Genomic DNA, 23184 nt, shown 5'->3' with positions numbered 1-23184 from the left:
AGACTTCTGGCCACCCAAACGTACCTTTTAATAATAGTTTTTGTACTCTAGCGAGCACTTTTAAACGAGGCACCAGCGAGAATGACAGAGCAAATCCAACCACCAGTGCTAGCTGAATCCTTGTCAGCACTTATGGATAACCAGGCGTCTGAGTTGGAAATCCAACGTCTGCTCAAAGCACTTGATGCAGATCCTGAACTCAAAGCCACTTGGTCCCGCTATCAAATCGCCAGCGCTGGCCTCAAAAAAGATCTGTCGATGATGGCATCCAGTGGTTTTGCTGCGCGGATTAGCGCTGCAATTGATGCTGAAGAAACTTACTCTGATCAATCGCAGCCTGCTGCGCAAGAAGTTGTTAATCGGGGTACTGGGGGTAATGTGATTGCTATGCCGCTGCGCTGGTGGCAGCAAGCCGGTCGTGTCGCTGTAGCTGCATCGGTTGCAGGTGCCTTGATTGTCGGAGTGCAACAGTATCAAGCAGTTGCGCCACAAACGGTAGAGTTTGCGGATAACACTCCTGTTACCACACCTGCGGCAGTGAATAATGAAACCAAGGCGGCGAATTTGCCTTCTGGTATCAATGCTCCCGCGCTGTCGGCGCGTACTGTTGCAGTGCAAAGTGGTTATGAATCGCGTCCGCAAGAAAATCGTCGTGTGATGTTTGTACCGCGTCAGCAAGCGGCGCCCATCTACAACGAAGATGTCAGCATTTACGTGAACCAGCTAATTCAGGAGCATACTGACAATGCCTCCACCAACAGTGGCCAAGGTATGTTGCCTTATACCCGCGTTATTCTGACTGAGGAGGAATAGCTCCTCCGATCCGTTGCATTAACAGGTGGAGCAGTTATGCTGCTCCCTTGATCCACTCTCCCACGAGTTCAGAATGTTAACTCTCTTTTCTATACGTAACCTTTTACTCATCTCCCCATTGTTGTTATCCCCCAATCTGTACGGCCAGGATTCAAACTCATCAGCTCCTGAGGTTTCGTCGCAGTTTTCTGCTGGTGTTAACCAATCACCTGAAGTAGCCAGATTGTTACAAAAAATGGCGAGTGTCCCCCATACCCTGAATTACCAAGGGTCATTCACTTACCAGCATAAAGACAATCCATCGCTGCAAAGCTTCCGGATTCTCCATTGGGTAGAGAATGGGGTAGAGCATGAGCGCTTGCAGCACTTGAATGGCACCGAGCGTGAGTTTGTGCGCTCGGGTAAGGCGATAGGTTGTGAATCCTTGGGCGATCAATTATTGCAGGGCAAGATCAGCCAGCTCGGCGCGAATCTCGCGCGTATGGATGAGTTGTATCGCTTTGAGATTCGCGGCCCCGAGCGTGTCGCCGGGCGCGAAGCCACGGCACTGCTTGCACTGCCACTGGATGCTTACCGCCACAGTTCGTTGCTGACCATTGATAACGAGACCGGCTTGGTCCTTAAATCCTGGTTGGTCGATGAATCGGCGCGGCCACTGGAGCGCTATCAATTTATTGATCTTAACCTAAGCCCGGATTTGAAGAGTATCCAACAACAGCCGGCGGCTAAATTACAGCGATCGGCGACCTCCAAACTCAGCGAGTGTAATCCGTCTGAGCTAAAGCAATCCGAGCATTGGCGCTTGGCGTGGGTGCCGCCCGGCTTTGCGTTTGTTGGTCAGCGCCAGGTGCGCAACCAGATTGATATGTTGATGTATACCGATGGTTTGACCACCTTTTCTGTGTTTATCGAAGCGGCGACCGGTGCGATACCTGAAGGGGTTGCCTCGCGCGGTGCAACCTTGGCGGTAATGGATTCCTTGAGCTATCAGGGCACGAGTTACCGGATAACCGTCGTGGGCGAAATACCTGTCGTCACCGCCCAAAAAATTGCGCAGAATATAGGGGGGATTTAATCCTCCCTTTTCCATTCTGGCAGTCCATCACAGGTAAGGCACATGATTCTCGAAACCGGCCGCATAATGGTAATAGAAACCGAAGGTGTCTGGGTGGAGACCATCCGGAAATCCGCCTGCGGTTCATGTAAGGCCGAAAAAGGTTGCGGGCAGAGCCTTATCAATAAATGGGATGGTCACACCGCGTATATTTGGGTGCTATTGGAGGGGCGCAATCCTGCGGATTATCACTTGGGTGATGAAATCCAGATCGGTATTCCCGAGGAAGTTATCGCAAAAGGCGCGCTGCTGGTTTATATGGTGCCGCTAATAACGCTGTTGCTTGCCACCGTATTTGCCCATCACCACTTTGCCCATGAGGGTATTACTACGCTCAGTGGTTTCGCTGGTTTATTGTTGGGTGGCTTGATTGTGCGCTGGCATTCCTGGCGTAACCGCTTAAATAGCGATCTGCAACCAGTGTTGGTGGACGGCCGAAAACCCCTGCATTTTTACCAAGCCGTAGAGCAGCATTAGTATGTTGCGGGTGAACGCCTCGGTTGTTATTCCCCTGAGTGAAATTGAATGCAGCGCTATGCGTGCTCAGGGTGCGGGCGGACAAAATGTCAACAAGGTGTCGAGTGCGATACATTTGCGTTTTGATATCCCTAATTCATCGTTGAGTGAGTTTTGCAAAGCGCGTTTGTTGGCGCTGGGCGATAAACGCATCACTAACGAAGGTGTGTTGGTGATTAAAGCCCAGCGATTCCGTACGCAAGAACAAAATCGTGAAGATGCTTTGGCGCGTCTGCAGGAAATCATTCTCGATGCAATAAAAATTGAAAAAATGCGCCGTGCGACCAAGCCGACTTATTCATCCAAGCAGCGCCGCATGGATGCCAAAACCCAGCGCGGCTCCATTAAATCTGCCCGGCAAAAAGTGTCGTTTGATTAATCTTTACCGAAGAATTGTTTTATTTCGCTAACAATCCGGTTAGTTGTGTCTTTCCCGCGATAGCTTCCCGCCATAATTGTTGCTGCAAATCACTGATGTCGTCACTGCCACCATTCATTAACCAATTGACCAGTGCCTTGGCAACATCCGGGTAATGGCGCGGTTGGGCGGGTGGTTTAAGTGGCAGCCAACGGCTTAAGGTTTCTGTATCAAAATGTGTAGCAGTACTCCCGTAACCGAGTTGTTCCAAGGCGATGGCATTGGATTTTTGTTCAACTTGTCCGGCAACTGGCTGCACTAATAATTTTTTCCCTAGATGGATCGCTTCGCTCGGCAACTCAAAGCCTGCACTGCAAATCACGCCTTCGCAGCGATGCAGGTCTATTTGAAATCCTTCCCGTGAAAACGGGCGGACATGGATGTGACCATCATCGTAGGCGGCAGGAACGGATTGATAGATAAAAAAATCATAATCCGGAAATTCGCGCAGCTGCGGCACTATATCTTCTAAGCCCGCAAAAGGTAGATAAACTAAATAATGTTTGGGGGTGGAAACGTTAGGGTACTGTGATGGTTCTACGAGTGGTGGAAGAATTGGTTGGTTGAAATGATGCCAGTGCAAACCAATAGGTTGCGTCACTGGTGCAAAATTATGCATAAACCAATCGACAAAAATATTATTACCGAATTTGGGTATGTCGTAAAAAAAGGCATTTTGGTGAGAGATACCGATAATTTTTTTCCCTGCGCGTTTGGCTGCCCAAGCCGACACAGGTTCAAAATCATTGATGATAAAGTCGTAGCCCTCGACATCCACTTTTTTCGTGTCTTGATACAGCTGGGCAATATTGGATGTGAAGAGTGTTTTTACGAACTGGACTTTGCCGTTTTGGGTAGCGAAGGTAAGTCCGCGGTAGGATTGGAAATCACCAAAGGCTTCCATATCAAAAAATTTATCGCGCTCCCGGCCTGAAAAAACCCAATCAACCTGTGCACCAACATCAGCAAAGGCTTTTGCCATAATGCGCGCACGCGTAGTGTGGCCATTGCCGGTGCCTTGAACCCCATACAATATTTTCATGCGCTCTCACTTGGTAATCAATGCCAATCAGGATTGGCGGTTAATAAGTCGCTGCGCTGTTAATAATTAGTGTAGTGAAACAATTAACGAATGCAGGTAAATTCCCCAAAATGCACAGGCGCTACCGAGCAGGGCTCCGGCGACCAGATCAGTCGGGTAGTGCACGCCGAGCAGCACGCGGCTCATGCCAATCGCACAGGCCCAGATAAAACAGGGGATTGCAAAAAGCGGATAAAAATTAAAAATCAGGCAGGCAAATAAAAATGCAGCAGCAGTATGACCCGAAGGAAAACTGAATTGATCCGAGGGAGTGATCCACGCCTGATAGCTTGTGATCTTTACCGCAGGGCGATCGCGTTTGATGAGATTTTTCAGAAGCAGGTACAAACTGACATCAAATACGTAGGCGATAATTCCCGCCCAGAAAAAACGCGCACCGGCGATAGGCTCAAGTGCAAGCAAACCCAATGCGACAATTAAATAAAGAGGGCCGTCTCCGGTCTGGGAAACAAATCTGACAGAGCGACGATACTGGAAGCCTTTGGTTACATGTACCCACAAAAATGCGAGAGTATCCAAGTGGTGGACGCGCTGTAAAAAAGTATTCATGATTCACCGCCTTTTTAACTAGTTGCAGATGAAATCGCGCGAACAGGATAAATTACGTCCGCGTCCATCTATTAGTAACATTGCTGTGTGACTATTGTGTGAATGTGTAATTAACCTGAGATGACAATGAGCGGAGACAGTGAATGAGCAAACCAGGTAAAACCGGTGTTCCACGTATAATTGATGCGTTTGGTTATTCAATGAAGGGGTTTGCCGCGGTATGGAAATATGAGGCGGCATTCCGGCAAGAGGTAGGACTGGCGATCATTCTGATTCCGGCGGCCTTTTGGCTTGCACAAACTCCAGTCGAACTTATTTTGTTGATTGCGAGTGTCTTCTGGGTATTGATGGCGGAATTGGCCAACTCATCCGTTGAAGCGGTGGTGGACCGCACCGGCTCTGAGCGCCATGAGCTTTCCGGGCGCGCGAAAGATATAGGTTCAGCATTGGTGTTTGTCAGTTTGGTATTGCTGGCGATTGTGTGGGGAATCATTGCCTTCAATCGGTTTAGCTGATTACTGCAGTAACGATCATTTTTAAAGCCCCGGCCCTATGGGTCGGGGCTTTTTGTTTTTGCATTGCTGAAAATTTTCTTTTAATCAATCTGCGGTGGGTTGATTGCAGTGCCCTCCCATTTAGGGTAAATTACACAAATCGGTTAATTATCATATTTATATGTCATTGAAGCCAGCATAAGAAAAATTATGAACGAAGAATTTTCAGTTAATGAACACCCTCATCGCCGCTACAACCCTCTCCTGGGGGAATGGCTGCTAATTTCCCCTCATCGCACCAAGCGCCCTTGGCAGGGGCAGCAAGAGCAGAATCAATGGCCAGACAGTCCGGCGCATGATCCTTCTTGCTATCTGTGTGCCGGTAATCATCGCGCTGGGGGGGAAGTGAATCCGCCCTACAAAACGACGTTTGTCTTCACCAATGACTTTGCGGCGTTGATGCCGCAAGTACCAGCAGCGCCGGTTTCCAGTGATTCGCTGTTCCAAATCCAGGCCGAACACGGCACCAGCAGGGTGATTTGCTTTTCTGCCGATCACAGTAAAACCCTGCCGTTGTTGAGCGATGAAGAGATCAGTGCAGTCATCAGTACCTGGATGAGCGAGGCGGCTGATCTGGGCAAAGACTACGCCAGCGTGCAAATTTTTGAGAACAAAGGCGCGGTGATGGGCTGCTCCAACCCTCATCCCCATGGCCAGATTTGGGCACAATCGCAGCTGCCAACACTAGTCAATAAAGAGGATGAGCAGCAGCGCGAATACCACAATCAACATTCGATTCCTTTACTGCTGGACTATGCGCAGAAAGAGTCTGCCGTTGGTGAGCGAGTAGTTGTGGAGAACGAGGACTGGCTGGTGGTAGTGCCATTTTGGGCTGCCTGGCCTTATGAGACCCTGCTGCTGCCCAAGCAAAAAATTGCGCGCATTACAGAACTTAGTCCCACACAACAGCTGAGTCTAGGTGCGATACTGCGTGATATCACCGCCCGTTACGATAACCTGTTTGAGTGCTCATTTCCCTATTCAATGGGGTGGCATGGCGCACCTTTTGCGACGGGTGATATGGCTGACGACACCGCACACTGGCAGTTGCACGCTCATTTTTATCCCCCGCTATTGCGCAGTGCGAGCGTACGCAAATTTATGGTGGGCTACGAAATGTTGGCTGAGCCCCAGCGCGATTTATCCCCCGAGCAAGCGGCTGAACGTTTGCGTCAACAAAGTCCTGTTCATTTTCGATTGAGGTAAGACGAGCATGAAGACTCTCTCTAATGCTCGTGTGAGCGAATTATTTGAAAGCTATTTCGGTACAGCGCCGGTTGGCATCGTTAAAGCGCCCGGCCGTGTCAATCTGATTGGTGAGCACACGGATTACAACGGCGGTTTTGTGTTGCCCGCAGCAATCAACTATCACACCTATATTGCCTTTGCACTGCGCGGTGACCGCCAGCTGCGTTTGGTGGCTTACAACTTTGATAATGAATCTGTCGTTGTTGATCTGGATGCAATTCAGGTGCATGACACTAATGCGTCATGGAGCAACTACGTGCGCGGTGTCGTGCAAGAGATGCGTAAACAGGGTTTTAAACTCGCTGGTGGCGATTTGTATATTGCCGGTGATCTTTATTCCGGTGCGGGTTTAAGCAGTTCAGCATCGCTGGAAATGGCGTTGATCCGCGCGCTCACTTCGCTCAGTCAGGAGCAAATTGAGCCAACACAAGCCGCGTTGATGGGGCAGGCGGCAGAGAACAATTTTGTTGGCTGCAACTGCGGGATAATGGATCAGCTGATTTCAGCGCGCGGCCAGGAGCATGCAGCATTACTTATCGATTGCCAGGATTTATCGACCCGTGCTGTGCCAGTTCCAGCAGATTGGGAAATCCTGATTGTCCACAGCGGCGTCAAGCGCGGTTTGGTCGATAGCGAATACAACCAGCGTCGCCAACAGTGCGAGCAGGCCGCCGCGTTTTTTGGACAAACGTCCTTGCGCGGTGTTGAGTTGGCTCAGCTGCTAGCGGCCGAAGCTGAACTTGATGAGTTGAGCTTCCGTCGCGCGCGCCATGTACTTACTGAAAACCAGCGCACACTGGATGCGGCCAAGGCGCTTGCAGAAGGTAATCTGGCTAGTTTAGTTAAGGTAATGGCTGAATCACATGCATCTATGCGTGATGACTTTAATATCACTGTGCCCGCGATAGATACGCTAGTGAATATCCTGGCAGTTGCGGGAGAGGGTAAAGCCGGTGCGCGTATGACGGGCGGAGGATTTGGTGGTTGTGTTGTTGCGGTGGCCCCGGCAGCGGTTATTCCTCGCTTGGCGGCTGCCGTTGAGGCGCATTATCAAGATCAAACCGGCTGTATTCCTACCTTAATCCGCGCCAAAGCCAGTGCGGGTGCCTTCGCTTAATCCTCTCTTCCCTTCCCTGTAGGGGCGCTGATTGCTGCGCCCTGATTTCTACTGTCGATTGGGCGCGGCAAGCGGCGCCCCTACAATCACACCAGCGATCAATGCCGCGTTTTGCCTGCGTTATCTGCATCACTTAAAAAGGCGAGATAGTCATCGGCGATACTGCGTTCATCAGTTCGGCGCTCGGTAGATTTGCGGCGCTTGCGATGATAAAGATCCAGGGGCATGTTCTTGCAGGGGTCGCGATCCAGCCTGCGGTCATTGCCTTTGCGGCGGTCAAAAAAAATCTTGTGGTCACTCATAGCGAATACTTCTATTCTCGTCTGTTTATCGTTATCTACCTGGATTTAAATGTGTGCTGGTTGCTCCAAGTCAACACAGTGTAGATCTTTGTCGCTAAAATGCGGCAAGTTTTTTTGCATAAACAGATCCGTTTGGATAGCCATCGTCTATCCCTGTGTGATGCTGTTATTGCTTTGCGGAAAAGGGTGAATCCTATGAATCCTGTTGAAAGTCGTATCTACACCAAGTTGGGTACCGGGTTCCAGCCTGTGCATCTGGAAGTTATCAACGAAAGCTATATGCACTCTGTGCCGCCCGGGTCAGAAACCCATTTTAAAGTGGTATTGGCCTCGGCGCAGTTTGCCGGCAAGCGGCAAGTGCAGCGTCATCAGGCAATTTATGCTTGTCTCGCTGAAGAGCTGCAATCCGGAGTCCATGCCTTGGCGCTGCACACGTTTAGCCCGGAGGAGTGGCAGGCCAGCAGCCAGGTTCCAGCATCTCCCCAATGTCTGGGGGGCAGTAAACACGACCCACAATAAGTGCTGGTTGTGCAAAAACTAAACGCCTATAATACGCGCCCTGCGCAATCCTGCTTGCCCTTGAATACTTCGATCTGATTACTGCTAACCCGTTAAGTGATGTTTATGAGCCAAATTGTCGTTGCCGCCCTGTATAAGTTCGTTAAATTGCCTGATTACGAAACCCTGGTGCCCCGCTTGAAAGACCTTTGTGAGCAGTTGGGAATCAAGGGAACCTTGCTGTTGGCAGAGGAGGGTATTAATGGAACTGTATCCGGCTCGCGTGCAGGCATTGATAGTTTGATTGCATTTTTACGCGCCGATGGCCGCTTTGATAACCTGAGTTACAAAGAATCTTTTTACGATGAGCAGCCTTTTTACCGCATGAAGGTTAAGCTCAAAAAAGAAATCGTCACCATGGGTGTTAACGGCATAGATCCGCAACAAATTGTGGGTACCTATGTTAAACCCCGCGATTGGAACGCGCTGATTAGCGATCCTGAAGTGCTGGTGATCGATACTCGTAATTCTTACGAGTATGAGATAGGGACTTTTGAGCGCGCTATTGATCCAAAAACCGAAACCTTCCGGGAGTTTCCTGCTTACGTTGCAGAAAACCTTGATCCTGCCAAACACAAAAAAGTGGCGATGTTTTGCACCGGTGGCATTCGTTGTGAAAAATCCACTGCCTATTTAAAAGAGCAGGGCTTTAATGAGGTGTATCACCTGGAGGGCGGGATTCTTAAATATTTGGAGGAGGTCCCGGAAGAAGAAAGTTTGTGGCGTGGCGAATGTTTTGTATTTGATAATCGCGTGGCCGTTAATCATAAACTTGAAAAAGGTGTTTACGACCAATGCCATGGCTGCCGTTATCCCATCACTGAAGAAGACAAAAACTCTGCACATTACATGTTGGGTGTCTGCTGCCCGCGCTGCTTTGACAAGTTGACGCCAGAGCAAACTACACGTTTTGCCGAACGCCAGAAACAAATCGAATTGGCCAAGCAGCGCAATCAAGCCCACATAGGGGTTCTGCCCCCGGAGCGTCAGTTGCGTCGCGCCCAAAAGCTGGAGCATCGCGAGGAGCAGCGTCGGTTGTCGTTAAAAGCAGTGGGCGAAACAAAGCGCCCATCATCAAATAGTATTTAGCTATTTTGTCACACAATTACTTTATGCTTTAATGCCGTTTCCGTTAATAAATACTTGTGGTATCTATGAATTTTGACGATTGGACAGCCGACATGGCTACAGGCACGGCAACTCATGCCAGCGGATTCACTATTCGTATTGAAGGTAATCCAAAAGATCCTTCCGAGGTGTATCCCGGTAAGTTTCCGGAAGGGATGAGCTTTGTTGATCAGGCGCGCCTGCTGCGTTCTGGATTGGAGTTTCTGGCGAAGGCAGGTGGCAGTGCACCTAAATCCTGGCAATCCAGCCCCGTGCAGGATGCAAAAACAGAAGCTATCAAAGCGCGCGAAGAGTTGGCCAAACGTTTTGCTGATCGGCCCGATAAACCTCAGCGTTCAGTGCTGTCGTTGAAAAAGAATTCTTGAGCTTGAAATTGTATCCATATAAATTGAATCTCATAAAAAAACCGGCGTATCAAAACGCCGGTTTTTTTATGGGAGTGAATCCACGCGGTTGGTCGCTAACTCAAAGTAACCCGCGTCTTTGCAGTTCCAAATAATGTGCATCAACTAGCTTGAATAAATCATCAAATTTTTGTGCTGCTGGTGCCGTCACCAACTCCAGGCTTTCAACTTCGACTTTGGTGCGCTTCATAATTTTTTCCAGCTCTGCAGCAGTGCCTGTCATCGCCGAGATGATTTTATCGGTGCTGTCTTTATCACGGAAAATTCTACCCTGCTCAGTCAGCTGCAAATAGTTGTCGCATTCTTGCAGCCAGTCTTTGCGTTGCATAATAAAGTGGCGAATATTCTTGGCACCGCCGCGATGAGCTGTGGGGAGTTGTTTGTCGCGATAGGCTTGCAGGCTTTTGCGCCCCTGTAACAAAAAATCAAGACCAGTCGATTTGCAGTATTTGGCATTCAGATAACTGGCAAATTTTATATTGTTGGCAGCTTCTGCCTTGGTGCGTTTGCAGGCTTCATCGCAACTGAAACCGAATTGCGATAGCGACAGCAGGGCGATGGTTAGTAGGATTTTTTTCATAGCAGGCTCACCGATTATTAAAGTTATATGAAAGCTGAACAACTGGACTGTGATATAAATCACTTTTTAAAAAACGTCAAGTATTGTAAATAAAATTAAGCCTGAATATAGCTATTAGCTTTAAGCCTAGGAGTTCACTGCGAAATTGCAAACGTTGAAGAATCAATTTTTTGGGGCGGGTCGAAGCGGGCAAACAAAAGGCAGCGCTCGGCTGCCTTGGGTAACAACGAATCAGGCTGTGTAGTTAGCTAAAAAAGCCCAGCGGGTTTCTACTGATTGCAACGCTGACGATATAAGCGAATACGATTAATGCGCTCACCCAGAGTAGTTTGCGCGCATTAGGATTAGGCACTTTGAATGCTGCAATACCCAGACCGATATAAGCGACCAAACCAATAATTTTAGCCATCAACCAAGTCTGGCTTCCGGGCGACATGCTCAGGTGCACTGCCAGCACTATCCCGCTTACCAATAAAATGGTGCTGATGATATGTGGCAATATTTTTACCCATTTTCTGCTAAGCATGCTGGAGTTCATAAACAACCAGATGCCGCGTACGAAAAAAGCCAGCAGCGATAACACAACAAAAGTTAGATGAAGATGTTTAAGAGCTAGATACACGGTATGTTCCTTTTTATCAATGTGGGATTGCTGTTGTGGATGTTGGATAGTTATTAAACGCTAAATTGCGATCAGCTTGCACTTAACGCCTTGCCGACCAGACCCAGCATGGATTCGGATAAAGGTAGCTTTAGGGCGGCAGCGTGGCCTTTTTCTGACATTTTGTTCCAGGTTTTGCGAATAATATCGATGAGTTTTTCTTCATCGTGCTTGCTTGCAAAGTCTTCCAAATAAAATTCAATAAACACCAGGCAGATCACATCTTCTAGCGCCTGTACTTCATCGTCGCGTTTCAAGCTGCGTTTCAGCAGTAGATCTTTCACCCGCGCAATCATGCTTTCGTCATACCCATGTTCTGCCATGATGTCACCGGCAATTTCGCCGTGCAGTTGCGCCAGATCCAGCCGCCATTTTTTATAGCCGCTCCTATCCATAGGGTAATCGCTACGCGGGCTTTTCCAGCGGCATATGTGCTGGCTGCGTGTTGCTAGTTGCAATGCTTCTGACGGGGCTGCACAGAATTTATGTAATTGTGCGCTCATGCGCTGGGCGTAAATCCATTCTTTGGCAACGGCTTTGCCATCCACTATTTCAGTATTTGGGTCTTGTAAATTTGCCGCATCAAATGCAGCGAGGGTTTTTTCCAGTCGGTTTTGGTCGGTCATCGATGGTTGCTCGTTATGTTCTAGTTTTCGGTGTCGCCATTGGCGATATTGCGTAGCTGTTCCATGTTTTTAATGAGTATTTCTTTTTTATCCACAGTGATGACATCCTGTTTTTGCAAACGGGTGAAAATGCGGCTGACAGTTTCTATGGTCAACCCTAAATAGTTGCCGATATCAGTACGCGACATGGGTAAACGAAAGGCATTAGCCGATAATTGGCGGCGGCTATTGCGGCTGGAGATACTTAGCAACAGCGCGGCAATCCGCTCTTCTGCACTGCTTTTGCTAAGCAACGTAATAACTTGCTGATCCTGGGTAATCTCGCGGCTCATAAGTTGGAAGAAATGGCGCTGCAGGTTGGGAATTTGCAGGCTTAATTCTTCCATACGATTAAACGGGATTTCGCATACTGATGCTGTTTCCAGTGCAACAACGGAGTTGGTATAGCGGTTGTCGGCAATGCCATCCATACCCACAACTTCGCCCGGTAAATAGAACCCGGTGACTTGTTCTTCGCCATTGTCGCTGAGAGTCATGGCTTTTACCGCCCCTGAGCGAATGGCATACACAGAGTCAAAGGGGTCGTTGGCACGATACAAATAATCGCCTTTTTGCAGCGGTTTGCCGCGTTGGATGATGTTGTTGAGTCGATCAATATCCTCTATATGCAAACTGATAGGCAGGCAGATGGTATTCAATCGGCAGTTACCGCAGCTCACTTTTTTATCGTGAGGGCAACTGGAATCCTGTGTTTTTACAATGGTTTGGTTGACGGTCATGGTGCGGGAACCTCAAGGGAACGGTTACCCCTGATAGGATTTGTGCAGGGATGGCTTGATAACGCGATTGTTGCAGCTTTGGTTGGGGCGGTAAATAGTTGATTTTGAATGTGTGCTTGAGCGATTGTTCGCCCAAGCACACCAATAGTAATTACGCTGTGGTCTCGGTAGCTGCCGCTGTACCTACCTCACTCCACTCCCTCGCCATCTTCTTCGCCAAACTGAAATCCGTTTTGCCTGAGCCTAATAATGGCATTGCTTCTACTTGCATCCAGTCTCCGGGAATCGCGAGCGCATTTAGACCTTGCTGCAATACTTCAGTGCGAACTTCATCTTTTGCCACTTCGGCGTTGGTGATGGCGATCAAGCGTTCACCTTTTTTGGCATCATCAATCGCAACTACAATCACATCGATAGCATCGTTGTTGATGGCTTTTTTCAATGCACTTTCAACGAGAGTGAGGCTGACCATCTCGCCACCGATTTTAGCAAAGCGCGAGTAGCGATCCTGAATAAACAAGAAGCCGTCTTCGTCAATCACACCTTTATCGCCCGTTACATACCAGCGCATATCCTGTATTTCTTTAATAGCACTGGCCGTTTTTTCTGGATTGTTTAAATAGCCAACCATCACTTGCGCACCACCAATTAAAATCATGCCTGCTTCACCGGTGGGCAATTCCTTAAATGTAACCGGATCAACAATCATACAACTGGAGCCGGGCAGGGGCATGCCCACGGAACCGGGTCGGTTGCCTGCTTGCACTTGCCAGTAATGGGTATCGATTTTATCGGGCAGATTGACGCTAGCGACGGGGGTGGTTTCGGTTGCGCCATACCCTTCATAAATCGACAAATTAAATTTCAGATTAAATGCGGTGCGCACTTCTTCTTGCAGTTTTTCTGCACCAGCAACCACCAAACGCAAACTCTCTAACATGAGTGGATGGATTTTGTGGTTGCGACAATATAAACGCAGGAAAGTAGATGTACCGAATAAAACGGTTACACGGTTTTGTGCGATGGCTTTGGCGCTGCCCAATGCATCCGTCGGGTCAGCGTGACATACCATAGGTACAGCCTCGAGCAGCGGCATAAACTGTGTCACTGTTAGACCAAATGCGTGGAACAGCGGTAGGTTTGCCATTACTACATCTTTTTCTTCTACGTTTAATACATCGGTAATTTGTTTAACGTTGGCGATAATATTTTTGTGGCTAATCTGTACACCTTTGGGAATACCTTCGCTACCACTGGAAAATAAAATAACGGCGATATCATTTGCTTTTTGTTTCCGCGCCCAGAGTGTTTTTAACACAAATGCAGGTAGTATTTTGATCAATAATAAACGGGCAATTTTTTCGGCGGTAGAAATGCTGCCTGCAAAATCTTCCATCGCAACCACATTAACGCCTTGCAATAAACTGTGCGCAGGAATGCCTTTGTCCTCCAGTTTTTTCAAAAAGCGTGCAGAGGTAAATACGGTTTTTATATTTGCTTGCGTAAGTGCCGATGCAAAAGCACTTTGACTTGCTGTGTAATTTAAATTGATCAGGGTTTTTCCGGTCAGAATTACCGCGAGGTTGGTGAGCACACCAGCAGCACTGGTCGGCAAAAGTACACCGATATTCTGGTCGGGTAATTTGGCGATACGGCTGGCGATGGCACTGGCACCGGCCAGCGCACGATGTGCGCTCAGCTCTGTACCCATGGTGTCGATAATTGCCATTTGGTTACCCATTTTTTTAGCAGCGTCAATCCAGCAGCGGCCAATGGTGTCCAAACTGTCTACATATTCTTGCCATGAGCGAATCGATAAATCCAACACGCGGCGCTTTAACACATCCGCTTTGGTTTCTTTCGGCAGCGGCTTTCCAAAGGCGACAATCAAATCGCGCTTTAGTAACGGGCGGTTTTTATTTTTTAAGTGGGCAGATGAACGCGAAAATTGGCTGCCCCATAAACCGCGTAAATAAAAGGGCACGATAACGACATCGTCATTGGCTTTTTCACAGGCACGTTCGTAACCGCGACGGAACTCACCTAAATGACCGGTGCGGCTAATCGCACCTTCAGGGAATAAACACACCACATCGCCGTTGTTTAAACTTGCTGCAACCGTATCCAATGCGTTGCGGCTCTGTGCACCGGATTCAATCGGGATGCAGCCAAATAAATCGAAAAACCACTTCAAATACCAGCGTTGGTAAATCGCACGCAACATAACAAAACGAACCGGGCGCGGGCTGGCGAGTTGTAATACCGCCCAGTCAATCCAACTCACATGGTTGCCAAGCAACAATACACCGCCTTTTGCAGGGATATTTTTCATCCCTTGTACTAATACGCGGTAGCGCTGCGAAACAACGCGCGAAAAAACAAAGCGCACCAGGCTTTGCGGCAATTCATAAATTGTGTAGCAACAGCCGATCAAAGTGATAACCGCAATAATTTCCAGCAGGGTTTTACTGCTAAATCCTACAAAAGAAAAACCAACGGTTACGCCGAGAAAAACCAGCATCACCACATTCTGTACCCAATTGTTGGCGGCGAGGGTGCGGCCCAATTCGTGCTCGCCGGCGTGAAATTGGATCAGCGCATTCAGTGGAACAGTAAAAACACCGCCACTAAAACCAATAAACAAAAAAGCAATCACAAATGCGGTGTAGGAATGCAAGTGAGGCAAACACAATAAACCCAGAGCAAAACCCAATGCGCCTAAAGGCAGCAAACCCGTTTCAATATAATTACGCGAGAAGCGCCCGGCGATAATCGAACCCAGTGCGATACCAATACCGCTGCACGCGAGAATGCCTTGCACGATCATGGCATTATCCATGTGCAATTCTTCTTTGATGAAAGCGGGGAAGGCGGCAAGCATCACTTGACCTACGCCCCAGAAAATTGCGAGGCCAACAACCGATAAACGGATCACTCGTTGGCGCATTACTGGCGCCATATCTTCCGCAAATAATTTTCCTGTTAAGTAAGCTTTGGTTGAAAAGTGGGCAGTTGTTTGCGGTGTGGGCTGTTCGGGAAGGCGATAAATCATTACCACTTCGATGATTGCACTTAACACCAGTAACCAGCCGAGTGGAGCAATTGCTTGAATCACGTCTTTTTCTGTACCGGCACCTTTCGGATAGTACATTTCAAAGAAAATCGAAAACACAGCGATACCGGAAAGGATCGCAATCATCGAAAGTGCACCAACGGCACCGTTCGCTTGCGCGAGGCTTTCTTTACCAAATAATTCTTTGATGTATCCAAATTTGGCGGGTGAATAAATCGCGGCTTGAGCGGCGAGTAAAAGCGTCATTGCAAACGCGGCCCAAAACCAGCCCAGGTAGTAAAAGGCAGTAATCAGCAGGGTCAATGCCAGGGCAAACCAGGCCATGGCGCGCATCACGCGGGTTTTACGCATAACATCCGATAAAAAACCGGCAGGGCTAAGCAACAGAATGAAGGGGAGTAACATCATGGCGTTGACTACCGCGGTGAGCAAAATTTGCTCATTGCCGTTGTAGAGTTTGAAAACGGTATTTTGCACAACGATCTTATGGCCAAGATCGACAAACGCATTGAGAAAAACGGCAATGAAAAAGGGGATAGCCCCGGTGACTCTATGAACCTGTTGCATGGATTGCTTCCTTTACCTGTTATTGGTGGCGCTACTTTGCCCGAGCGCATTCTAAACGCAATTAGATTGGTAAGGGTGTATGCAGACTCTACCGAAAGTCGCATTTTGCGCGACTTGGTACTGTTAAATAGGGCAGTGAGGTGGAGACAAAAATGGGCCGGCGAGCCAGCCCGAAGGAGATTAACCAGTTGCCCGGTTAAGTGAAAGACGGTATGTCAACGAGGTGATGGTATGGAGTCATCTTAGCGAGTGACCTCCATTTACGGGAGTGGCAAATTGCCGCACACTAAAGCCCTTATAACTAAAAATCACCTATATCGCCTTGCAACAAAGCCTTTACACCGAACGACACGCAGAATATATTTGGCCTGTTGGTCTGTTCACAGCATTATTTATGGCAAGTCACCTCGTTGTTCTAGCAGTACATCTATTAGCACCACGTTTTGTTCTTCATAAGTAACATCTGAATCCGCCAGCACAGCTCCACCTTGGGGTATTCATTTTATTATTTACAAAGAGCATCGAGGTTTATTATGGCTAGAAGTACTGGTACTGTTAAATGGTTCAACGAATCTAAAGGTTTTGGTTTCATCGCGAGTGAAGCAGGTCAAGACGTATTCGTTCACTACAGCGCTATCACCGGTTCAGGTTTCAAAACCCTGGCTGAAGGCCAAAAAGTAGAGTTCGACGTTAAGCCAGGCCAAAAAGGCCCACAGGCTGAAAACGTAATTGGTCTCTAATCTGGTTGTAGTCAAACCAGTAGTGATAGAAAAACCGCCCAGGCAACTGTGGCGGTTTTTTTATTGCCCGCCGTTTTTGAGCGATCCATGCCAAAAAATAATGAATAATCCTGTCAACCAATTTTCCACTTCGCCGTTATACCCAGTGAACACACGTTTATCACTATCGACCTATTGAGTCATTAGATGCCGGCCAAGATTCTTCCGCTTATGAGTTCATCGCCAGCCGAGAGCGCACTGGATGCATTTTTAGCGAGCGTAGAGGCGCGTGCCTATCGCAGTGCTTTGTTAACGACAAAAAAGTCGGCTGATGCGCTGGATATAGTGCAAGAGGCGATGTTGCATCTGGTGCAATCCTATCGCGCGCGATAGCGCTGAATGGCCGCTTTTATTCCAGCGCATTTTGCAGCACAAAATATTGGATTGGCATCGCGCGCAAACCAAACAGCGTCGTTGGTTTTGGCAGGTGCCCGCAAATGTTGTAGAAGACGAGAGCGAGAGTGTTATCGATACAATTGTCGATGACAAGAATGAAAATCCTGCAGAGATTGTTGCGCGCGCACAAGATATTAACCGCGTGCTTGATGCGTTGGCGATGATGCCTTTGCGCCAGCGGCAAGTATTTTTATTGCGCGCTTGGGAAGGATTTGATGTGGCGTCTACGGCTAGTGTGATGGCCTGTAGCGAGGGAAGTGTAAAAACCCATTATTTTCGTGCGCTGCAATTTATGCGTACACAATTACTACTCGGTGAGTGATTGCTATGAAACCGGAAGATCAAATCCCCAATGCGGATGAGCAGTTGGCAATAAAAATTGCAGATGCTTTGGATGTGAGTTTGCAATCACTTGATGCTGAAGCGCACGCTTCGCTTTTGCAGGCGCGTCAACAAGCGTTGGCGAGTAAGAGATCGATATCAACACCGCTGAATGCTCTGGCTGGTATAGCGGCTGCGGCAAGTATTGCTGCTGCGGTGGTGTTGCCGGGATATTGGAATGATCAATCTGCTTTGGAGTTTGGTGATGAGTTCAGTTATTTAAGTGTTGATCCCCAATTGTTGGAGGATATGGAAATGCTGCAAGTGCTGGGTGAAACTACTGAGGACACTAGTAGTGAAACATAACTGTTTACATCGTCAGTGGATCATTGGTTTGCTGCTGATTTTGCCATTTGACGCACATGCAACAGAAGAGAATACACCGCCGTCGGCGGAGTTGTTGCAGTATTTGGTGGAATTTAGCGATGCGCAAGGTGAGTTGATGGAACCAGAAATGTTGATGACCGTTAGCGAGATTACCGAAACCGAAATGGAAAAAATATCTGCCAAAGCAACATCGGTTGACGGTGTGAGTGCAAATAAATTACGTGACGAAAAAGCAGCAGTTCAAGCTGATGAGGTGCAACCATGAGTAACATCAAAAGTGGTTTTTTGATAAAAAAATCAGTAGTGATTCTGTTGTTAGGTTGGCTTGCCACTATGCCATCGATTGGTGTTGCCAAGGATAAACTCTGGTCAGATTTAACCAGTGAACAGCAGGCGCTATTGTTAAATGTGAAAGACCAATGGCCTGAGCTCAGCCCCGAGCTGCGTGAAAAATTAGTCACGCAGGCAGAGAAATTTAAACACATGACGCCGGCGGAACAGGCTGTATTGAGAGAGCGGTTTAATCGGTGGCAAAATCTGTCACCTGAGAGAAAAGCGCAATTGCGCGCGTTATCGCGAATATCAAGCGCTGCCTGCGGCAGAAAAAGCCAAACTGAAACAGCGTGTTGAGTGGTTTAATAATCTGCCGGAAGCGCAGCGCACCGCCATGCGCGAACGTTGGCAATCACTATCGCCTGAGCAGCGTGAAAAATTGCGCGACCGCTTCCGCAATATGACACCAGAGCAACGCGCCAAAGCCCGTGAACGTTTTATGCGTCGCCAGCAAAATGAAGAGTAAATAGCAGACTGTAAGATGAGGAGTTTTTATGCGTGTTGCTAATTTTATTGCGGTGCTATTCAGTTCGGCACTAATTGCGTGTGGAGGCGGATCTGGTGGCGGTGGGCCCGGAGCAAGCAGCGCGTCACTTATTTCCAATCCATCCTCAGTTAATCATTCATCCTCAGCCAATAATTTTTCATCGCTCGCCACTAGTTCAGTTTCAATAGTGACTCTGGAGCAGCGAGTTACCGCAGTGAATACAACAGTTGCTGATAATTCTATCTGTAAGAGTATCGATATATTTTATTGGCAAATCGGCGATAAAACTGGTGCCCTTGCAGCGGGGTGGGGTGGACGCAACGCACCGCAAAATCCTCAAGCAGAGACGGCGGAAGGCATTGGCCCCAATGTTCCCATGGGGGTTGCTTCTGCATCTAAATGGGTATTCGGTGCATATGCAATGCAGCGCGACGGTTATGCAGTATTGAGTGGGGGTAGTATCGATATTGGTGGGCGCAGCATCGCGCGCAGACAGTTTTTAAATTTCACCAGTGGCTATGATCAGGAAGAAACACCGCTGTGCTTGAAGCATACAGTCGCTGACTGTTTTACTGGCTCCATTGCCAACTACAATCCCGCGAGTGCCAATAAGTTTTCCTATAACGGCGGCCATATGCAGGCGTACGCCGTCAACCTTGGTTTAGGTGAATATCGCGATGACGACGGCTTGCTCAACGGCATTTTTCTTGCCGATGAAATTCGTCGCATTACCAATCGTTTTTCCACGCTCACCTATGATTTCCCATCGTTGGCGGGCGGGGCAAATATGTCGCCCACCACCTATGCAGAATTTTTGCGCGCGATGCTCAATCAGGATCTTGAGTTAGGTCGATATCTGGGGGCTGATCCTGTCTGTGCCTGGGTTGATCCGGCAGCTACCAATAAAACCTGCGATGCTATAGCAACGCCTATCAGCGGTAGCAGCGGCGACATCGATTACAGCGCTGAGCATTGGCATTACTCCTACGGTCACTGGGTGGAGGATGATCCTGTCGTAGGTGATGGGGCCTTCAGCAGCCCCGGTGCCTTCGGTTTTTATCCCTGGATCAGCGCCGATAAATCCCTTTACGGCATAGTGGCCCGTCAAGAGACAGTAATCGGACGTCCGGCGTTGGAATCGGTCGGCTGCGGTCGGTTGCTACGCAAGGCATGGGGCAGCGGAATCGCACAGATGTGAGCTGGCTGTGACGGCCAAATAAGGTGTTTTCTCACTTGCCATCCGAAACTGGAAGAAATAGTTCAGTTATCCCCCTGGATGCAGATTTCCCCCTGGCTTGTCTAGCTGTCGCTCGCCACTCTCTTTGAAATATAATTGTCACATAGGGCGCCCCCTCGGGGGCGCTTCTATTTTGTGTATCCCATGCGAGTTATCCAGGCAGATGTAAGGCTGTAAGCCGTTGCTGGAAATTTCGCTCTGTGCAATGACAAGGACGATGCTGTTGCATTTACTTTTCTAGTCAATCAAGTGGATTACCTATGATCGATATGTTCACTGGACTCAGTTTTGCGATGGGTCTTAGCCTGTTTTTTGCTGTTCTTTTTGTGTTGGCCTACGAGTTCATCAATGGCTTTCACGATACCGCCAACGCAGTTGCCACGGTTATCTATACCAAAGCCATGTCGCCCCATATGGCGGTTGTCGCCTCAGGTATCTTCAATTTCCTTGGTGTGATACTGGGTGGCTTGGGGGTTGCCTATGCGATTGTGCATTTATTGCCGGTCGATATGCTGCTCAATATCACCTCAGTGCACGGTATGGTGCTGGTCTTCTCGCTCTTGACGGCAGCGATCGTATGGAACCTCGGCACTTGGTATTTCGGTATTCCGGCATCCAGCTCGCACACCTTGATCGGCTCGCTCTTGGGTGTATGTCTTGCCAATGCATTGATTACCGATATCCCGATTAGCGAAGGTGTGAATGTCAAAAAAGCTATCGATATCATGTTGTCGCTATTGATTTCACCACTGGTGGGTTTTGGCGTGGCGGCACTGGTATTGCTGCTGCTGAAAAAAATATTTACCGGCCCCAAAATCCATAAAACTCCGCAAGAGCGCGAGCAGATTGACGGAAAAAAACACCCTCCATTTTGGACACGCGTAACCCTGGTTGCCTCGGCGATGGGCGTGAGTTTTGTGCATGGCTCCAACGACGGACAAAAAGGTATCGGCCTGATCATGTTGGTATTAATAGGCCTGACCCCGGCGCAATTTGTGCTGAATCTGGATAGCAGTACCTATCAAATTGAACGCACGCGCGATGCCGCAACCCACCTGCGTAATTTTTATAATGCCAATGAAAACAATTTGAATGGGTTGGTCGATTTCACCAAAAAAGAAGGTGAAGTGGTTGCTGACAGTTTCAAATGTAACGGCAAAGAATCGCTGGTAGTGATCAACACACTGGAGAGTCAATTAAAAGGTGTAAATCATTATTCTGATTTGAATTTGGAACAGCGCCGCAGTGTGCGTCGTTTATTGCTCTGTATTGATGACACCGCGAAAAAAGTGTCCAAGCTGGATACGATTTCCGACAAGAAAAAAGGCGACCTGAAAAACCTGCGCAAAGATCTGACTGCGACAACTGAATATGCACCTATGTGGGTAATTATCGCTGTTGCCTTGGCCTTGGGTCTTGGCACTATGATGGGCTGGAAGCGCATTGTGTACACCGTTGGTGAAAAAATTGGTAAAAGTGGTATGACCTATTCACAGGGAATGTCAGCGCAAATTACCGCTGCGACAGCAATTGGGGTCGCAAGTGTGACGGGCATGCCGGTATCTACCACGCATGTACTCTCATCGGCAGTGGCCGGCACAATGGTTGCCAATCGCACAGGTTTGCAATTTTCAACCGTGCGCACAATCCTGCTGGCATGGCTGTTCACCTTACCTGCTACCATTTTGTTGTCAGGCGGATTGTTCTACATAGGTACGCTGTTTATTTAATTGTATTGCGCTACTACAAGGCGCTTCTGCTTTAATGCTTGCTCCCGCACAATGCGGGAGCGGGTTTCTCGCATTTTCCCTCCCCTTACTTCTTGTTCTGCTAAAACAGTGACCAGATGGTGATTGTTTAACCCGTTATGGTACATTCAGCATTGCGCAAACTGCGTAGTTCTTGTGGCGCACTCTTAATGCCTTGGTTTGTAAAAGAGGATTTTGCAATGAACTATAACGTCGGCATTTTTTTATTCCCGGAAATTGAAGTGCTGGACTTTGCTGGCCCTTACGAAGTGTTTACCACTGCAACCCGTGTTGCCGCGCGGGAAAACATTGTGGATCCCCCCGTTTTCAATGTGTATACCATTTCAGAAAAACCTGACCCTGTGCGTGCAAGGGCAGGGCTCAAGTTTGTTCCTGATTTTCAATTCAATTCACACCCATCACTGGATTTGCTCATTATTCCCGGCGGTGTAGTTACCGCAGAGCTGGAAAAGCCTCAGGTACATGACTGGATCAATCGCGCTGCAAGTTGCACCCAGGTCACTGCTTCTGTATGCACAGGCGCATTTCTGCTTGCCAAAGCGTGTTTGCTGACTACGCATAAAGCGACAACACATTGGGAAGATCAAGATGATTTAAAAAATGCATTCCCCTCACTGGATGTGATCAGCAATGTGCGTTGGGTGGATGAAGGATCTGTAGTGACATCGGCAGGAATATCAGCGGGTATTGATATGAGCCTCCATCTGGTTTCACGCATCGCGGGTTTATCTCTTGCTGAACGCACTGCGCGGCAAATGGAATTTGATTGGACGCGCGACGGGGTGGTCGCATCGAGTAAATAGGTTGCTATCCCTGTTTTGTAGTTACTGGTTACATCCACATTTTTGTAATGAGAAAAGGCTTCTTTAATGAACGATAAAATGGAAAAAAACTATCAACGCTTTCGCAATTTATTCTTCGGTTTATGCATACTCGCCGCTGCCTTACTTTTGCTGACCACTATGAAAAATATCATTAGCAGTGTGGCCGCTGCCAGTTGGGAAACCCATCAGGGAATTGTCACCAACGGCAGTGAGGATATGAACCGCGTCTTGGCAACACCATACAACGTCACTAACCGTTGGTTGGAATATAAATACGAAATTAACGGCAACGAATACCGCAATACTACCGTCGGTTACGGCATCAACAAACCTGCGTCAGTTTTGCGTATTGGCGATCGCGTTACTGTCTATGTTGATCCGGATAATTACGCAAATTCTGTAATAGCAGTTGGTTTTGCTAAAGGCCATTTTTTCGGATTGTTATTTTCTTGCGGGTTTGTAGTGCTGGGTTTGTATCTTTGGCGAAAGATTTAGCATTATTATTTTTAATTCCGAATTCTGCCATTTACCAAGATGTTAAA

29 protein-coding genes are annotated in these 23184 nt (G+C 48.2%); 21 read left to right on the top strand and 8 right to left on the bottom strand.

Annotation, left to right across the window (positions count from 1 at the left end; all coding sequences use genetic code 11):
• The first annotated feature begins 81 nt into the window (after window positions 1-81).
• From B4E62_RS15400 to arfB, 4 genes are all read left to right on the top strand, one after another.
• Entirely contained in the window at window positions 82-813 is a 732-nt protein-coding gene (locus B4E62_RS15400; RefSeq protein WP_331352659.1) for a sigma-E factor negative regulatory protein, read from the top strand.
• A 73-nt stretch (window positions 814-886) separates the two neighbouring features.
• Entirely contained in the window at window positions 887-1888 is a 1002-nt protein-coding gene (locus tag B4E62_RS15395; protein WP_331352658.1) for a MucB/RseB C-terminal domain-containing protein, read from the top strand.
• Between the two features lie 42 nt (window positions 1889-1930).
• On the top strand, window positions 1931-2404 hold the full coding sequence (locus B4E62_RS15390) for a SoxR reducing system RseC family protein (RefSeq protein ID WP_331352657.1): 474 nt from the start codon (window positions 1931-1933) through the stop codon (window positions 2402-2404).
• A 1-nt stretch (window position 2405) separates the two neighbouring features.
• Window positions 2406-2822 carry an alternative ribosome rescue aminoacyl-tRNA hydrolase ArfB gene (gene arfB / locus B4E62_RS15385; RefSeq protein WP_310069533.1) on the top strand — a complete coding sequence of 139 codons (417 nt, stop codon included), beginning with the start codon at window positions 2406-2408 and terminating at the stop codon, window positions 2820-2822.
• A 19-nt stretch (window positions 2823-2841) separates the two neighbouring features.
• Here the strand turns inward: arfB and B4E62_RS15380 are convergent, their stop codons facing one another.
• Both B4E62_RS15380 and B4E62_RS15375 read right to left on the bottom strand, forming a co-directional pair.
• Window positions 2842-3903, bottom strand: coding sequence for an MJ1255/VC2487 family glycosyltransferase (locus B4E62_RS15380; protein ID WP_310069536.1), 1062 nt, complete (start codon window positions 3901-3903; stop codon window positions 2842-2844).
• A gap of 66 nt (window positions 3904-3969) precedes the next feature.
• Window positions 3970-4512 (bottom strand): phosphatase PAP2 family protein, encoded by a 543-nt coding sequence (locus tag B4E62_RS15375; RefSeq protein WP_310069539.1) that lies wholly within the window; start codon window positions 4510-4512, stop codon window positions 3970-3972.
• 143 nt (window positions 4513-4655) lie between these two features.
• On the opposite strand from B4E62_RS15375, the gene B4E62_RS15370 reads away from it, so the two are divergent.
• From B4E62_RS15370 to galK, 3 genes are all read left to right on the top strand, one after another.
• Window positions 4656-5027 carry a diacylglycerol kinase gene (locus tag B4E62_RS15370; protein ID WP_310069543.1) on the top strand — a complete coding sequence of 124 codons (372 nt, stop codon included), beginning with the start codon at window positions 4656-4658 and terminating at the stop codon, window positions 5025-5027.
• A gap of 189 nt (window positions 5028-5216) precedes the next feature.
• A complete protein-coding gene (locus tag B4E62_RS15365) occupies window positions 5217-6272 on the top strand; it encodes a UDP-glucose--hexose-1-phosphate uridylyltransferase (protein ID WP_331352656.1) in 1056 nt (351 codons plus the stop codon).
• A gap of 7 nt (window positions 6273-6279) precedes the next feature.
• Window positions 6280-7431, top strand: a complete 1152-nt coding sequence (galK, locus tag B4E62_RS15360) for a galactokinase (RefSeq protein WP_331352655.1) — start codon at window positions 6280-6282, stop codon at window positions 7429-7431.
• Window positions 7432-7529: 98 nt separating this feature from the next.
• On the opposite strand, the gene B4E62_RS15355 is transcribed toward galK, so the two are convergent.
• On the bottom strand, window positions 7530-7733 hold the full coding sequence (locus tag B4E62_RS15355) for a hypothetical protein (protein WP_310069556.1): 204 nt from the start codon (window positions 7731-7733) through the stop codon (window positions 7530-7532).
• A gap of 195 nt (window positions 7734-7928) precedes the next feature.
• Here B4E62_RS15355 and B4E62_RS15350 point away from each other — a divergent pair, with 195 nt between their 5' ends.
• The 3 genes from B4E62_RS15350 (at window position 7929) to B4E62_RS15340 (ending at window position 9784) form a co-directional block, all read left to right on the top strand.
• Window positions 7929-8252: a BolA family protein gene (locus B4E62_RS15350; RefSeq protein WP_331352654.1), complete on the top strand. Its 324-nt coding sequence runs from the start codon at window positions 7929-7931 to the stop codon at window positions 8250-8252.
• Between the two features lie 105 nt (window positions 8253-8357).
• Entirely contained in the window at window positions 8358-9380 is a 1023-nt protein-coding gene (locus tag B4E62_RS15345; RefSeq protein WP_310069563.1) for a rhodanese-related sulfurtransferase, read from the top strand.
• A gap of 65 nt (window positions 9381-9445) precedes the next feature.
• On the top strand, window positions 9446-9784 hold the full coding sequence (locus B4E62_RS15340; RefSeq protein WP_310069564.1) for a hypothetical protein: 339 nt from the start codon (window positions 9446-9448) through the stop codon (window positions 9782-9784).
• A 100-nt stretch (window positions 9785-9884) separates the two neighbouring features.
• On the opposite strand, the gene B4E62_RS15335 is transcribed toward B4E62_RS15340, so the two are convergent.
• From B4E62_RS15335 to B4E62_RS15315, 5 genes are all read right to left on the bottom strand, one after another.
• Entirely contained in the window at window positions 9885-10403 is a 519-nt protein-coding gene (locus tag B4E62_RS15335) for a hypothetical protein (protein WP_331352653.1), read from the bottom strand.
• A 244-nt stretch (window positions 10404-10647) separates the two neighbouring features.
• On the bottom strand, window positions 10648-11025 hold the full coding sequence (locus B4E62_RS15330) for a SirB2 family protein (RefSeq protein WP_331352652.1): 378 nt from the start codon (window positions 11023-11025) through the stop codon (window positions 10648-10650).
• 71 nt (window positions 11026-11096) lie between these two features.
• Window positions 11097-11690 carry a DUF4202 domain-containing protein gene (locus tag B4E62_RS15325; protein WP_310069573.1) on the bottom strand — a complete coding sequence of 198 codons (594 nt, stop codon included), beginning with the start codon at window positions 11688-11690 and terminating at the stop codon, window positions 11097-11099.
• Window positions 11691-11710: 20 nt separating this feature from the next.
• Entirely contained in the window at window positions 11711-12469 is a 759-nt protein-coding gene (fnr, locus tag B4E62_RS15320; protein ID WP_310069575.1) for a fumarate/nitrate reduction transcriptional regulator Fnr, read from the bottom strand.
• A gap of 151 nt (window positions 12470-12620) precedes the next feature.
• Window positions 12621-16109, bottom strand: coding sequence for an acyl-[ACP]--phospholipid O-acyltransferase (locus B4E62_RS15315; RefSeq protein WP_331352651.1), 3489 nt, complete (start codon window positions 16107-16109; stop codon window positions 12621-12623).
• A gap of 533 nt (window positions 16110-16642) precedes the next feature.
• Between B4E62_RS15315 and B4E62_RS15310 the strand changes: the two genes are divergently transcribed.
• The 11 genes from B4E62_RS15310 to B4E62_RS15260 all read left to right on the top strand — a co-directional run bounded on the left by B4E62_RS15310 (window position 16643) and on the right by B4E62_RS15260 (window position 23137).
• Window positions 16643-16849, top strand: a complete 207-nt coding sequence (locus B4E62_RS15310) for a cold-shock protein (RefSeq protein WP_039913407.1) — start codon at window positions 16643-16645, stop codon at window positions 16847-16849.
• Window positions 16850-17059: 210 nt separating this feature from the next.
• A complete protein-coding gene (locus tag B4E62_RS15305; RefSeq protein WP_331352650.1) occupies window positions 17060-17221 on the top strand; it encodes a hypothetical protein in 162 nt (53 codons plus the stop codon).
• 31 nt (window positions 17222-17252) lie between these two features.
• On the top strand, window positions 17253-17606 hold the full coding sequence (locus B4E62_RS15300; protein ID WP_331352649.1) for a sigma factor-like helix-turn-helix DNA-binding protein: 354 nt from the start codon (window positions 17253-17255) through the stop codon (window positions 17604-17606).
• Window positions 17607-17611: 5 nt separating this feature from the next.
• On the top strand, window positions 17612-17971 hold the full coding sequence (locus B4E62_RS15295) for a DUF3619 family protein (protein WP_310069589.1): 360 nt from the start codon (window positions 17612-17614) through the stop codon (window positions 17969-17971).
• On the top strand, window positions 17961-18257 hold the full coding sequence (locus B4E62_RS15290; RefSeq protein WP_331352648.1) for a hypothetical protein: 297 nt from the start codon (window positions 17961-17963) through the stop codon (window positions 18255-18257). Before B4E62_RS15295 ends, B4E62_RS15290 begins: the two co-directional genes overlap by 11 nt.
• Window positions 18254-18622, top strand: coding sequence for a DUF3106 domain-containing protein (locus tag B4E62_RS15285; RefSeq protein ID WP_331352647.1), 369 nt, complete (start codon window positions 18254-18256; stop codon window positions 18620-18622). The genes B4E62_RS15290 and B4E62_RS15285 overlap by 4 nt, the downstream gene beginning before the upstream one ends.
• A gap of 37 nt (window positions 18623-18659) precedes the next feature.
• Window positions 18660-18791: a DUF3106 domain-containing protein gene (locus tag B4E62_RS15280; RefSeq protein ID WP_331352646.1), complete on the top strand. Its 132-nt coding sequence runs from the start codon at window positions 18660-18662 to the stop codon at window positions 18789-18791.
• Between the two features lie 28 nt (window positions 18792-18819).
• Complete coding sequence (locus B4E62_RS15275; RefSeq protein WP_331352645.1) at window positions 18820-20010, top strand: hypothetical protein; 1191 nt, start codon at window positions 18820-18822, stop codon at window positions 20008-20010.
• A gap of 299 nt (window positions 20011-20309) precedes the next feature.
• A complete protein-coding gene (locus tag B4E62_RS15270; protein ID WP_331352644.1) occupies window positions 20310-21779 on the top strand; it encodes an inorganic phosphate transporter in 1470 nt (489 codons plus the stop codon).
• A gap of 218 nt (window positions 21780-21997) precedes the next feature.
• The gene (locus B4E62_RS15265) at window positions 21998-22621 is read left to right on the top strand and encodes a DJ-1/PfpI family protein (RefSeq protein WP_331352643.1); all 624 of its coding nucleotides are present in this window, start codon (window positions 21998-22000) and stop codon (window positions 22619-22621) included.
• A gap of 66 nt (window positions 22622-22687) precedes the next feature.
• Window positions 22688-23137 (top strand): DUF3592 domain-containing protein, encoded by a 450-nt coding sequence (locus B4E62_RS15260; protein WP_331352642.1) that lies wholly within the window; start codon window positions 22688-22690, stop codon window positions 23135-23137.
• The last annotated feature ends 47 nt before the right edge of the window (window positions 23138-23184 follow it).

It is taken from the genome of Cellvibrio sp. UBA7671 (assembly GCA_002483145.1).
GTDB lineage: Bacteria > Pseudomonadota > Gammaproteobacteria > Pseudomonadales > Cellvibrionaceae > Cellvibrio > Cellvibrio fibrivorans.
The sequence above is the reverse complement of the archived record's forward strand: the minus strand, read 5'-3'. Positions and strand labels throughout refer to the sequence as shown.

What these genes read in the sequence shown, in the direction of transcription:
- galK (WP_331352655.1), top strand. Translation starts at nt 6,280, where the DNA reads ATGAAGACTCTCTCTAATGCTCGTGTGAGCGAATTATTTGAAAGCTAT.
- fnr (WP_310069575.1), bottom strand. Translation starts at nt 12,469, where the DNA reads ATGACCGTCAACCAAACCATTGTAAAAACACAGGATTCCAGTTGCCCT.
- B4E62_RS15350 (WP_331352654.1), top strand. Translation starts at nt 7,929, where the DNA reads ATGAATCCTGTTGAAAGTCGTATCTACACCAAGTTGGGTACCGGGTTC.
- B4E62_RS15310 (WP_039913407.1), top strand. Translation starts at nt 16,643, where the DNA reads ATGGCTAGAAGTACTGGTACTGTTAAATGGTTCAACGAATCTAAAGGT.
- B4E62_RS15325 (WP_310069573.1), bottom strand. Translation starts at nt 11,690, where the DNA reads ATGACCGACCAAAACCGACTGGAAAAAACCCTCGCTGCATTTGATGCG.
- B4E62_RS15335 (WP_331352653.1), bottom strand. Translation starts at nt 10,403, where the DNA reads ATGAAAAAAATCCTACTAACCATCGCCCTGCTGTCGCTATCGCAATTC.
- B4E62_RS15380 (WP_310069536.1), bottom strand. Translation starts at nt 3,903, where the DNA reads ATGAAAATATTGTATGGGGTTCAAGGCACCGGCAATGGCCACACTACG.
- B4E62_RS15375 (WP_310069539.1), bottom strand. Translation starts at nt 4,512, where the DNA reads ATGAATACTTTTTTACAGCGCGTCCACCACTTGGATACTCTCGCATTT.
- B4E62_RS15260 (WP_331352642.1), top strand. Translation starts at nt 22,688, where the DNA reads ATGAACGATAAAATGGAAAAAAACTATCAACGCTTTCGCAATTTATTC.
- B4E62_RS15355 (WP_310069556.1), bottom strand. Translation starts at nt 7,733, where the DNA reads ATGAGTGACCACAAGATTTTTTTTGACCGCCGCAAAGGCAATGACCGC.
- B4E62_RS15365 (WP_331352656.1), top strand. Translation starts at nt 5,217, where the DNA reads ATGAACGAAGAATTTTCAGTTAATGAACACCCTCATCGCCGCTACAAC.
- B4E62_RS15275 (WP_331352645.1), top strand. Translation starts at nt 18,820, where the DNA reads ATGCGTGTTGCTAATTTTATTGCGGTGCTATTCAGTTCGGCACTAATT.
- B4E62_RS15390 (WP_331352657.1), top strand. Translation starts at nt 1,931, where the DNA reads ATGATTCTCGAAACCGGCCGCATAATGGTAATAGAAACCGAAGGTGTC.
- B4E62_RS15270 (WP_331352644.1), top strand. Translation starts at nt 20,310, where the DNA reads ATGATCGATATGTTCACTGGACTCAGTTTTGCGATGGGTCTTAGCCTG.
- B4E62_RS15370 (WP_310069543.1), top strand. Translation starts at nt 4,656, where the DNA reads ATGAGCAAACCAGGTAAAACCGGTGTTCCACGTATAATTGATGCGTTT.
- B4E62_RS15285 (WP_331352647.1), top strand. Translation starts at nt 18,254, where the DNA reads ATGAGTAACATCAAAAGTGGTTTTTTGATAAAAAAATCAGTAGTGATT.
- B4E62_RS15395 (WP_331352658.1), top strand. Translation starts at nt 887, where the DNA reads ATGTTAACTCTCTTTTCTATACGTAACCTTTTACTCATCTCCCCATTG.
- B4E62_RS15345 (WP_310069563.1), top strand. Translation starts at nt 8,358, where the DNA reads ATGAGCCAAATTGTCGTTGCCGCCCTGTATAAGTTCGTTAAATTGCCT.
- B4E62_RS15295 (WP_310069589.1), top strand. Translation starts at nt 17,612, where the DNA reads ATGAAACCGGAAGATCAAATCCCCAATGCGGATGAGCAGTTGGCAATA.
- B4E62_RS15340 (WP_310069564.1), top strand. Translation starts at nt 9,446, where the DNA reads ATGAATTTTGACGATTGGACAGCCGACATGGCTACAGGCACGGCAACT.
- B4E62_RS15280 (WP_331352646.1), top strand. Translation starts at nt 18,660, where the DNA reads ATGCGCGAACGTTGGCAATCACTATCGCCTGAGCAGCGTGAAAAATTG.
- B4E62_RS15305 (WP_331352650.1), top strand. Translation starts at nt 17,060, where the DNA reads ATGAGTTCATCGCCAGCCGAGAGCGCACTGGATGCATTTTTAGCGAGC.
- B4E62_RS15315 (WP_331352651.1), bottom strand. Translation starts at nt 16,109, where the DNA reads ATGCAACAGGTTCATAGAGTCACCGGGGCTATCCCCTTTTTCATTGCC.
- B4E62_RS15400 (WP_331352659.1), top strand. Translation starts at nt 82, where the DNA reads ATGACAGAGCAAATCCAACCACCAGTGCTAGCTGAATCCTTGTCAGCA.
- arfB (WP_310069533.1), top strand. Translation starts at nt 2,406, where the DNA reads ATGTTGCGGGTGAACGCCTCGGTTGTTATTCCCCTGAGTGAAATTGAA.
- B4E62_RS15265 (WP_331352643.1), top strand. Translation starts at nt 21,998, where the DNA reads ATGAACTATAACGTCGGCATTTTTTTATTCCCGGAAATTGAAGTGCTG.